This is a genomic window from Acinetobacter sedimenti (assembly GCF_022601685.1).
Lineage (GTDB): Bacteria > Pseudomonadota > Gammaproteobacteria > Pseudomonadales > Moraxellaceae > Acinetobacter > Acinetobacter sedimenti.
Genome location: NZ_JAKUML010000021.1, coordinates 22,173 through 33,207 on the forward strand (window position 1 = coordinate 22,173; position 11,035 = coordinate 33,207).

General features: G+C 40.9%; 10 protein-coding genes and 1 tRNA gene. 4 read left to right on the plus strand and 7 right to left on the minus strand.

The window, feature by feature from the left end; all coding sequences use genetic code 11:
• Positions 1-37 precede the first annotated feature (37 nt).
• The 4 genes from MKI79_RS10945 to MKI79_RS10960 all read left to right on the plus strand — a co-directional run bounded on the left by MKI79_RS10945 (position 38) and on the right by MKI79_RS10960 (position 3,197).
• Positions 38-113 (plus strand) — tRNA-Ala (locus MKI79_RS10945).
• Positions 114-224: 111 nt separating this feature from the next.
• Positions 225-1,250, plus strand: a complete 1,026-nt coding sequence (locus tag MKI79_RS10950) for a virulence RhuM family protein (RefSeq protein ID WP_241573502.1) — start codon at positions 225-227, stop codon at positions 1,248-1,250.
• A 159-nt stretch (positions 1,251-1,409) separates the two neighbouring features.
• A complete protein-coding gene (locus tag MKI79_RS10955) occupies positions 1,410-2,297 on the plus strand; it encodes a hypothetical protein (protein WP_241573504.1) in 888 nt (295 codons plus the stop codon).
• Between the two features lie 231 nt (positions 2,298-2,528).
• Positions 2,529-3,197: a KilA-N domain-containing protein gene (locus tag MKI79_RS10960; protein WP_241573507.1), complete on the plus strand. Its 669-nt coding sequence runs from the start codon at positions 2,529-2,531 to the stop codon at positions 3,195-3,197.
• 38 nt (positions 3,198-3,235) lie between these two features.
• On the opposite strand, the gene MKI79_RS10965 is transcribed toward MKI79_RS10960, so the two are convergent.
• The 7 genes from MKI79_RS10965 to MKI79_RS10995 all read right to left on the minus strand — a co-directional run bounded on the left by MKI79_RS10965 (position 3,236) and on the right by MKI79_RS10995 (position 10,849).
• Positions 3,236-4,477, minus strand: a complete 1,242-nt coding sequence (locus MKI79_RS10965) for a molybdopterin molybdotransferase MoeA (protein ID WP_241573509.1) — start codon at positions 4,475-4,477, stop codon at positions 3,236-3,238.
• Positions 4,478-4,488: 11 nt separating this feature from the next.
• Positions 4,489-5,412 carry a bifunctional molybdenum cofactor biosynthesis protein MoaC/MoaB gene (moaCB, locus tag MKI79_RS10970; protein WP_241573511.1) on the minus strand — a complete coding sequence of 308 codons (924 nt, stop codon included), beginning with the start codon at positions 5,410-5,412 and terminating at the stop codon, positions 4,489-4,491.
• A gap of 51 nt (positions 5,413-5,463) precedes the next feature.
• Positions 5,464-6,003: a molybdenum cofactor biosynthesis protein MoaE gene (locus MKI79_RS10975; protein ID WP_274619084.1), complete on the minus strand. Its 540-nt coding sequence runs from the start codon at positions 6,001-6,003 to the stop codon at positions 5,464-5,466.
• Positions 6,004-6,005: 2 nt separating this feature from the next.
• Positions 6,006-6,254, minus strand: coding sequence for a MoaD/ThiS family protein (locus MKI79_RS10980; protein WP_241573514.1), 249 nt, complete (start codon positions 6,252-6,254; stop codon positions 6,006-6,008).
• A gap of 247 nt (positions 6,255-6,501) precedes the next feature.
• A complete protein-coding gene (locus MKI79_RS10985) occupies positions 6,502-8,919 on the minus strand; it encodes a YgiQ family radical SAM protein (protein ID WP_407651643.1) in 2,418 nt (805 codons plus the stop codon).
• Between the two features lie 256 nt (positions 8,920-9,175).
• Complete coding sequence (locus MKI79_RS10990) at positions 9,176-10,108, minus strand: GGDEF domain-containing protein (RefSeq protein ID WP_241573516.1); 933 nt, start codon at positions 10,106-10,108, stop codon at positions 9,176-9,178.
• A gap of 207 nt (positions 10,109-10,315) precedes the next feature.
• A complete protein-coding gene (locus tag MKI79_RS10995) occupies positions 10,316-10,849 on the minus strand; it encodes a hypothetical protein (protein ID WP_241573525.1) in 534 nt (177 codons plus the stop codon).
• Positions 10,850-11,035 lie beyond the last annotated feature (186 nt).

Below are 11,035 nucleotides of genomic sequence, written 5' to 3' on the forward strand. Positions count from 1 at the left end.
ACGACATTTTAATAATGATAAAGTTTGAAAGAGAATTGGGGTCATAGCTCAGTTGGTAGAGCGCTACAATGGCATTGTAGAGGTCAGGAGTTCGATCCTCCTTGACTCCACCACATAATGATCAATAACTTATATCAATATAATTGTATAAAGCACAAAAAATATCGCATAATTTTCAACACCGTGCCATTTCATTGTAATTTGAATGATCGAGATTTAATAAAATGACCAATATAAATACAGGCGACTTTATTCTTTATGCCTCAGAAGATGGCGAGATAAAAATAGATGTAAAGCTATTAGATGAAACCGTATGGCTTACTCAAAAACAAATGGCAGAAATGTTTCAGAAGAATGTTAGCACCATTAATGAACATATAAAAAATGTCTTTGACGAAGGCGAACTTGATCAAAATTCAACTATTCGGAATTTCCGAATAGTTCAACAAGAGGGTGATAGAAGTATTGAACGTGAAGTACAGCACTACAATTTAGATGTTATTATTTCCGTAGGCTATCGTGTCCGATCCAATCGAGGCACACAGTTTCGAATATGGGCAACTCAGGTTTTACGAGAATATATTGTCAAAGGCTTTGCAATGGATGATGCAAGGCTTAAAAATGGTGGGAATAACAATTATTTTGATGAGTTACTTGCACGGATTAGGGATATTAGAGCATCGGAAAAGATGTTCTACCAAAAAGTTTTAGAGATATATTCGACCAGTGTTGATTATGATTCCAAAGCAGTAGAATCAACCAAGTTCTTTCAAACAGTACAGAATAAGATGCACTGGGCAGCACATGGACATACAGCCGCAGAAATTGTTTTTCATAGAGTAGATGGCTCAAAACCGAATATGGGTATGACTAGCTTTAGTGGTCAAAGTCACCCTAAAACCAAAGATATTACGATTGCCAAAAATTATCTGAATGAAAAAGAAATAGACACCCTTAACCGCATTGTGACGATGTATTTAGACTTTGCTCAATTTCAAGCTGAAAATGGCATTCAGATGTATATGAAAGATTGGTTGGCAAAACTAGATCAATTTTTGAGTTTTAATGGGCGTGAAGTGTTAGACCATTATGGCAAGGTTTCACATCAACAAGCCAAAAACAAAGCCGAGTCGGAATATCAACTATACAAGCAACAATATATTAATTATCAAACCCCTGTGGAAAGGCACTTTGAGGAAGCGATTAAAGATGTTCAGAGAATTGCTAAGACGAACACCACAAAGAAATAGCACGCCAGTCAATGACTCGCTACGACTTTCCACGAATAGAAAACAAGTATAGTATTGACTAATATTGCATCGTTAAGCCTAGGTTAGCTTCCGAAAGTGCGTATCCCAATCGCATTGACTTAACGTTTATTAAAATGGGTGTGCTTGGAGGCGTAGTGCGTGGCATATATACCGCAAGTCTTAAAAGAAAAACAAGAAGAGTTTTACTCTCTAATATTCCTTATTGAGGCTTTCACATACAAGTTTGATCTAAAAATAAAAGATTTGGCAGAGTTTTTAATAAGAACTGATTTTCAAAATCATGCTATTGCTTATGTTAATGTAGATAAGATTAATTTTATAAAACTAGATAAAAGAAGTTCAGTTCAAGCTATCGTTAATATTCTCAATATATTAAGTAATCAAAATTTTAGTGGTGGATTACTCACTGATGATCCAGCATCAGATACGTCATACTTGGAGTATCAACATATACATATAATGACATCTGATATTTACAACTTCAAACCTCTAGGGGATGTAAGTGTTAATGTCAGAATGGGATTCCAATTATTAGATTTCGATAGAGGGGTGAAATTTAAAGATATTGACCATGACAAGTTAGATATTGCAATAAACGAGTTTCACAGCTTACAACCAAGAATATTCGAGGATGGTTTTTATCGAGCGCATCCGAGAAAACAAGATATTGTACAAAGTTTAAATAATGACATTAACATCCCTAATGCTGAATCAGATCAACAATTAAAAAACCAACTCATCCAAGCACAGCAACGCATCAAAGAATTGGAAGCATTACAGCATAGTGAAGTATCAGAAATCCTAACTACACAAGAAGAATCCAAACTAAGCACTAGAGAAGAAAATAACATCATTAAGGTTTTGGCAGTATTGTCAGAAATGGAAAGCAAAGTTGATACATCAAAACCATATGAGGCGCACGGAATCCTTTCCAATAAAGCGCAATTGTTAGGAATTGACCCGTTTCCAAGCGATGAAAGCCTTAAAAAATGGTTCACCAAAGCCAATGAGTATAAAAAATCCTAACTAGGATAAAATTGAATCCTAACTAGGATTAGTCAATAAAAAACAAAAACATACTAGCACCTATCAAACCCAATGCTACTACTGGCTAGGGCAATCACAGATAGGTGACAGCATGACAGCACGATTTAATTCAGATCAATTCATCCACATCTCTGAACTGGCGAATTTTCCCTTAAATCCTGAACGTACCTACACATACAAAAGTGGCGAACTCAAGGAGGAGATGAACGTATGAAAGGCTTGATCACTTCTCAATACAACGGTGTCAATTATCAATTCACTGATGACGGTTGGTTTAATGTGACATTGGTAGCCAGTCGATTCAACACCTCAGCACATGAGTGGATAAGACTTCCTGATACTCAAAAATACATTGAAGCATTACATCGCAAATACGGAAAAACCCCTTATTTGAAAACCACGCAAGGTAACAATGGCGGAACTTGGTTGCACCCAAAGCTCGCCGTGCGTTTTACACAGTGCTTAGACATTGATTTTGCTATTTGGTGTGACGAGCAAATAGAGAGCCTCATTCGTGGTGATCATCCAACGATGGACGTACGTAGGTTGCGCCATCAAGTTGCATCAACCTATAAGGCGGTGTGTGGCGTTCTACAAATGACTCGACAACAACAAGGCAAAGACACCAAACCACACCACTATATGAATGAAGCTCGACTGATCAATTGGGCAATGACAGGTAAGTTTACAGGCTTAGACCGTGACAGTCTGAACTATGATGAAATGGACTTGCTCGCTGAACTGGAAAATCAAGACCTGATTCTTATTGGTTGTCGGTATAGTTATGCACAGCGCAAGACCGCATTAAGTGCTTTTGCACAAAGCTATAAATCAAAACGACTTAAACAATCTCAGCAAGCTGAACTATTGGAGTGGTAAATATGAGTATTTTTCACCTGACTGGTTTATGGAAGAAGCTATAACCAAAGCCCTTCTACCACTTCTCCAGTTTCAATCACTTTCCCACTTGGTACTCTGACTAAGCAATTGGCTTGCATCAGATTTGAAAGCATATGTGACTGCTGTTTTGCCAATGGCTGAACCGTTAAACGCCCTTGATCGAACTCCGCCACCATACGGATAAATCGCTCACGTTGATCGGCTTTGATCGGTTGCGTTAATGTTGCACTAAACCATTGTAGGGTATTGCTATTGCCTTGTAAGGCATTCAGCAACAGCTTGCCATAAACTTGCATACAGACATAGACCGCCGCAGGATTCCCCGGTAAACCAAGTAAATAGCAACGATGATCTTCATTTTTAAATGATGCGAAAAAGAGTGGTTTACCCGGTTTTTGTTTCACTTTCCAAAAGTGTTGCGCAAAACCATTGCTCAGCGCACACGGTCGTACATAATCATAATCACCAACCGATACGCCACCTGTGGTAATCAGTACATCATATTGTGTTTTTAGGCGATCAAAGGTGTCATTCACTACCGATTCGTCATCGGCAATATGCAAAATATCAACATGGAAATGATTCGACTGACACCATGCTTGAAGTAAAGGCCCATTGGCATCAAAGACCTTTGAGCTAACATCCATTGACGGATCATTGCTTGATGTTGCCACTTCATCGCCAGTAATCAATACAGCGATTTTCGGTTGCTTAAACACAGTCACTTCAAACACACCTGCCATACTCAAAGCTGCAATTGCGCCGACATTCAGATATTGCCCACGCTCAGCCAAAAGTTGCCCTTTCGACACTTCTTCACCAACATGACGAATATCCGCATCGACACGAAGTGGTTCCGTGATGGTGGTTGATGATTGTTTGGCTTGAACAATTTCTTGCCGTGCAACAGTCGTGGTATTTTCAGGAATTTTACCGCCTGTGAAAATCCGTACGGCTTGACCATGATTCAATTGAAATTGCTGATCACTACCTGCTCGGATTTCCCCAATCACTTCAAAAGTTTGATTTTGAGCATTTTCACCATCAAAACACAGTGCATAACCATCGACCGCACTTTGTGAAAAGGTGGGTAAATTCACTTGGGCGTGAATATCTTCTGCCAAATAGTGATGCAAACTTGCCTGCAAGGCTTTCTTTTCAGTGCTTAAAGGTTGTGTCTGTTGCAGGATGATTTCGATCGCTTGAGCAATGCTGATTAAACCTTTTTCCGCACCACACGCTGATACTGTTGCCACCATTTTAAATGACCTTATTGATAACCTTGCGCATGTGGTAAATCTTGACTGACATCAATCAAATGTACCAACGCAGGCAAAATCGCCGACATCGACTCACTTGCACCGCCACGACTCCCCGGTAAGGTAATCACGAGGCTACGGTCAATATAACCTGCCACACCACGAGAGAGCGCCGCATACGGTGTGCGCTTCTGCCCAAAAGATCGTGCAGCTTCCATCAATCCCGGGATTTCACGTTTTAACAAAGGCTGTAAAGTTTCCACAGTAATATCACGACTGCCTAGACCTGTACCGCCCACAGTAATCACGCAGACGTAACTTTGACTCAATTCTAAAACCAGATTTTTCAGTTGCTCGGATTCATCAGGCAAGATTTGATAATGTATGGGTGCAAAGCCCGCTTGTTCAAGAGTTTCTGCTACCGAACGCCCTGCGGTATCAGGCTTTCGCCCTGCTGCCACTGTATCGGATAGCACAATCACCGCCGCCGACACTGCACGGCGTAATGTGCGCTTGAAGTGAGATTTTCCGCCTTTTTTATGGTCGAGTTTGCATTGTTGTAGTACCAAGTCTTCAGGCTCACAGTGCGGTTTGAGCATGTCATAAATGGTCAAACCTGCAAGACTTGCCGCCGTCAAGGCTTCCATTTCCACACCAGTCGGACCAATGGTTTCCACTTCGGCATAGATCACGACACGATCTTCTAATAGTTCAAATTCCACATCCGCCCGATAAATCGGCAGTGGATGACACAGCGGAATCAGTTCATCGGTACGCTTTGCTGCGAGAATGCCTGCAATGCGTGCTGTTTTGAGTGCATCACCCTTTTCAGTATTACCATCAGCGAGCAATTGAATGCAGTGTGCAGGCGCAAGCAACTCGGCACTGGCTTTGGCAATTCGATAGCTTTCAGGCTTCATGCCGACATTTTTCATGGGTAAATTTCCAAAAAATTAAAATCTAAAATGTATGATTCAAATGAACCTTTAATGATCATGTGTACAAGCTGCATGGTCGTGCTGATGGTGTACATGTTTTATCTCTTTTTTCTGTGCCACATCAGCATAGTCGCTACGAATACAACAGCCTTCGACAAAGACGCTTGTCCCATCATGGTAAAATTCTTCCTTCCACACAGGCACTTCGTGTTTGACTCGTTCCACCGCTTCTTCGCAAGCTGCAAAAGCTTCTCGGCGATGCACAGCACGAGCTACCGCATATATTGCTACCTCGCCAATGTCTAAATGCCCAATACGATGCACGACCCGTACATAAGACACGCCATATTTTTGCTCGATATCGAGTTCGATTTCTCGGACTAAACGCTCTGCCAATGGCTTATATGCCGTGTATTTCAGACTTTTTACCGCTTTGCCTTCATGATGATCTCGCACCGTACCTGCAAAAAGTGCTAAACCACCACATTCAGGGAAATATTGCATCGCAAGCAATTGATACAGATCAATGTCGTGATCTTGAATGCGTTCAATCTCTGCGTTAATTTTTGGATTGAATGGTTGTGACATGTTTAACCTCCTGCAACTGGAGGCAATAAGGCGACGGTCATCTGCTCATGAATCATCAAATCACGATGTACCAATTGATCGCCGATCGCACAGGCACAGCGTTCAAGATTGTCATGAATTTGAGGTAATTGCTCAGCTAACTCTGTTAAGGCATCTTGTAGCCGAATTGGAAAAGTCGTTGCTAAATCAATGCTTGGTCGATCTGCTAGACTGGCTAGCCGACCATAAAATTCAAATCGGATTTCACTCATTTTACAACTCTTTTGCAAATTGGGTTTAGCGCTGACTCATGCAAGGCACATATTTATGATAATGCACGTTGCACATCAATCAAAATGCACCAAGACCATGCAGAACACAACATCTTCACTATTGCTACGCTGTAAAAATGCAATCTTTATACCAAAATATTGACTTTAAACCGTTTCAAGCAGTTTAAATGAAGACACCCTGCACTGTGCCAAATTTCAGCACAGCGCAGGGTTTTAAATTAGTTCATTAAGCACGATTTGAGTGCTTTTTCCCTGATGGTTTTTGTTTAGGATTTGAAGCATTTCGACCTTGCGCATTTTTCGACTGAGCTTTTTTTGCTTGATTATTATTGGTCGAACTTGAGCGATCCGTTTGCTCTCTTGGCGGCAAACCTGTGTGTTGGGTCAATATTTGCCCTTTTTGAGGCGCATTTTGCCCGCCAGTACGTTTCACAGAATCACCTGCTTTCGAGGAGTTTTTCTTACGTGCAGACTGATACTCGCCAGTGCCTTGCGGTTGATAGGTCGGAATCAAATGCTGTTTTGAATTACCAATCAAATCAGCACGTCCCATTTCTTTTAAGGCATCACGAAGCATCGGCCAGTTGTTGGCATCGTGGTAACGCAAAAACGCCTTATGCAAACGACGACGCTTTTCACCTTTGACAATATCGACATTTTCGGTATAGCGAGCGACTTTCGCCAACGGATTTTTACCTGTGTAATACATGGTGGTCGCCGTTGCCATCGGTGATGGATAGAAAGTCTGCACTTGATCAGCACGGAAACCATTTTTCTTGAGCCAAATCGCCAAATTCATCATGTCATAATCTGACGTACCTGGATGCGCCGCAATAAAGTATGGAATCAAATACTGCTCTTTACCGACTTCTTTACTAAAGCGATCAAACATTTGCTTGAAGCGATCATAGGTGCCGATACCTGGTTTCATCATTTTTGACAAAGGCCCAGTTTCGGTATGTTCAGGGGCAATTTTCAGATAACCGCCGACATGATGTTGTACTAATTCTTTGACATATTCAGGATTCAGTACAGCAAGGTCATAACGCAAGCCCGAACCAATCAGAATTTTCTTAATGCCTTTTAGGCTACGAGCTTTACGATATAACTGTGTTAATGGCGCATGATCAGTGTGCAAGTTTTGACAGACACCCGGATAGACACAGGACGGTTTACGACAATTCTTTTCAATCTCAGGGTCTTTACATTGCAAGCGATACATATTCGCCGTTGGCCCACCGAGATCGGAAATAATCCCTGTAAAACCCGGCGCAGTATCACGGATTTTTTCTACTTCACGTAGAATCGAATCTTCCGAACGGTTTTGAATAATTCGCCCTTCATGTTCGGTAATCGAGCAGAATGTACAGCCACCGAAACAGCCACGCATGATATTTACAGAGAATTTAATCATGTCAAAGGCAGGAAAACGTGCATCGCCATAAGCAGGATGCGGTAGTCGTGCATAAGGCAAGTCAAACACATAATCCATTTCTTCAGTGGTCAATGGAATCGGTGGCGGATTGAGCCACACATCACGCTCACCATGCTTTTGTACCAAAGCCCGAGCGTTACCCGGATTGGTTTCAAGATGCAAAATTCGGTTGGCATGTGCATAGAGCACAGGATCATTCGCCACTTGCTCAAACGCAGGTAACCGAATCACTGCAAGCTCACGTGGTGGTAAGCGATGTTTAATGGCTTTTGAGGGCTGTAACTGCACGATTTGCGTGTCAGCTTCTAAGCCATCGGCTTCACGAATAATCGGATTAGAAACCGCTTCTTTCTGAAAGTTTTGGTATTGACTGAGTGAGCTATTTTTATTCTTTTCAATGTCACAACCCTCTAAATCTTCGGTCATGACATAAGGATTGATAATCGCATCAACCCGTCCAATGGTGTCCACATCATTTGAAGCAATTTCGACAAACTGAGATTTCGATGCACGATTATGCTTATTGATGATAAATGCCGTACCACGCACATCGGTGATCTCATGGATTTTTTCACCTTTGGCAAGACGGTGCATCACCTCAATGATCGAGCGTTCACCATTGCCATACATCAGCAAATCTGCTTTGGAATCCATTAAGATCGAGCGACGCACCTTATCTGACCAATAATCATAATGTGCAATACGACGCAAAGACCCCTCGATACCACCAAGCAACACAGGCACATCAGGAAAAGCTTCACGCACACGCTGACAATATACCGTCGCAGCACGATCTGGGCGTTTATTCGGCACATTATCAGGCGAGTAAGCATCATCAGAACGGATTTTACGATCTGCGGTATAACGGTTGATCATCGAATCCATATTACCCGCTGTTACACCCCAAGCAATATTTGGCTTGCCTAAAACACGGAAGGCTTCGACATCCGTCCAATTAGGTTGTGCAATGATGCCAACTCGAAAACCTTGCGCTTCAAGTACCCGACCAATAATGCCTGACACAAACGAAGGATGATCAATATAGGCGTCACCACAAACCAAAATAAAGTCGCAACTGTCCCAACCGAGAATATCCATCTCTGCACGTGACATCGGCAAAAATGGTGCAGGCTCAAAGCATGATGCCCAAAATTTATCATAATCAAACAACGCTTTTGGCGCAGTCTGCATGGTGTACGCAGTGCTCATAATTGGTAAATCTCGGCTATCAAATGGCTTGAAAATCTTGATGTAACAAGCTTTGCTGGCAAATTTTGGTGAATTTCGATAAATAATTCAACGTGATCTCTAGCGCAATACTGAAAATATTATGAGGATTGGGAGGATCAAATTGATGGGCTGAAAATGAAAGTCAGATATTTTAACATGAATTTGAAAGAATCGGATTGATTAAATTGTAGTCAATCCCATTCTTTCCATTCAAATCAATAACTCGACAATCTATTTAGAAAATCGCTTTGACTTGATTTCGACCATTTTTCTTTGCTACATAAAGCAATTGATCCACATGTTCTATAAAAATTTCAGGTTGATCTTCAACTTGCGGAAAGATTGTGCCTACACCAAAACTTGCGGTTAGAAAAGTATTCTCAGAATTATGCTCAATTGCAGTATGTTCAATTTTTTGGCGAATACGCTCCGCTACATCTATCGCATTTTTTTGACTGGTTGCAGGCATGACAATTACAAACTCTTCGCCACCGATACGTGCCACGATATCCGAACCACGAAGTGCAGATTTTAAAGTCGTTGCAATAGCCTTTAAAGCTATATCGCCTGCCGTGTGCCCATACTGATCGTTGTATTGTTTAAAGAAATCAATATCAACCATAATCATGGAAATTGCCGAATGATTACGGATCGCCAAATCCCATTCACGTTCCATAAACGCATCGTATAATCGACGATTCGCTACACCTGTTAAACTGTCTTGATAAGACAGCTCTTCGAGTTCTTGTTTTAATTTTAATAATTCTTCTTCGCTTTTCTTACGTGCATTAATGTCGAACATAAAACCAACCAGTGAAACCGTTTCGCCATGTTCATCACGAATCACATGTACCACATCCCGAATCCAAACATAATCCCCATTATTGGTCAACGCCCGATAATCCGCTTCGTGATCAACACCATCTTTAGACTGGGAAATACAAAAATCCACTACCCAATCTCGATCGTCTGGGTGCATTCGCTCAGCCCAATCATTTGCACTTAACCAACTATCCGTTTCCCATCCAAGCAATTCTTTGATCTGCGGACCAATATAACTGAACGTCATTGTTTGCCAGTCAATCTGCCAAGGAATTGCTTTCGTAGATTCCAACAAAGTCCGGTAAAATGCATCATTCATATGATGAACATCTTGTTTTAAGTCCATGATCCTTCTCCCCAGATTGACCATAAATCATTCTACAAATAACGCTTATGTAGACGCAATCAAATTTCGATTATGGTGCAGATCTATATACTCCGCATCTTTAATATCAGGTTTTGGTGGAATATATAATGCACTACCCTGTGGTATCCAAATATCAGCCAATCTAATTTTTGCCAATTTAGGCCAATACCTCGCTACTGAAATCACTTAGGGTGAAGTTTCATCAGTTGAAGCAAAGATATGCGGAAAATCATGGTGTTCTAAATCCATCGAAATATACGTCAATAGCTCATTGCCTATATTGAGATACGGTGACCAATGTCCTGCAAATGCACCATATTGGTATTGCACTTGAGAAAGCTGATTAATTGAACTTGATACCTTAATTGCTTGTTTTTTATCTACTAAATACATGCCAAAAGCATTTGCAATTTCTTGAGTTACCCATAATGATTCATATTGGAGATTCTGATCATCAAAGGAAAATTCAGTTTCTATGCCGTATGGTGGATTATCTTTCACATTAGCAATCTTAGAAATAAAATATTCATTCCCAAACAGTACAGTTTCAGATGAAGAATCTGCTAAAGCATCTTCTGATATGATATGTGCATTATCAGGTAAGGTCTTTACATACGTTGGCGTGCCATTATCATTATAAAAATACGGCGTATCCGCCAAATCCACCTGTTGTTCAGCCAAACTCAACTCAAATAAAGGCGGATCAAAATACCCTTGCATAGACTCCCCACCTCTTAATAATAAAATTTTGTATTCCTTAATCATAATATAAATATATATTATTTTTAGTAATAAGTGTTAACCATGTGGTTAAAATAACTTTTCGGCATAAAACCCCCCACCTTTTGGTGGGGGGTTTTGAAATTAAAAGCTGGCGATGACTTACTCTCACATGGGTAACCCCAC

Excerpts from the sequence above, each read along its gene's own strand:
- MKI79_RS10950 (WP_241573502.1), top strand. The coding sequence starts at position 225 with ATGACCAATATAAATACAGGCGACTTTATTCTTTATGCCTCAGAAGAT.
- MKI79_RS10960 (WP_241573507.1), top strand. The coding sequence starts at position 2,529 with ATGAAAGGCTTGATCACTTCTCAATACAACGGTGTCAATTATCAATTC.
- MKI79_RS10965 (WP_241573509.1), bottom strand. The coding sequence starts at position 4,477 with ATGGTGGCAACAGTATCAGCGTGTGGTGCGGAAAAAGGTTTAATCAGC.
- moaCB (WP_241573511.1), bottom strand. The coding sequence starts at position 5,412 with ATGAAAAATGTCGGCATGAAGCCTGAAAGCTATCGAATTGCCAAAGCC.
- MKI79_RS10975 (WP_274619084.1), bottom strand. The coding sequence starts at position 6,003 with ATGTCACAACCATTCAATCCAAAAATTAACGCAGAGATTGAACGCATT.
- MKI79_RS10980 (WP_241573514.1), bottom strand. The coding sequence starts at position 6,254 with ATGAGTGAAATCCGATTTGAATTTTATGGTCGGCTAGCCAGTCTAGCA.
- MKI79_RS10985 (WP_407651643.1), bottom strand. The coding sequence starts at position 8,919 with ATGAGCACTGCGTACACCATGCAGACTGCGCCAAAAGCGTTGTTTGAT.
- MKI79_RS10990 (WP_241573516.1), bottom strand. The coding sequence starts at position 10,108 with ATGGACTTAAAACAAGATGTTCATCATATGAATGATGCATTTTACCGG.
- MKI79_RS10995 (WP_241573525.1), bottom strand. The coding sequence starts at position 10,849 with ATGCAAGGGTATTTTGATCCGCCTTTATTTGAGTTGAGTTTGGCTGAA.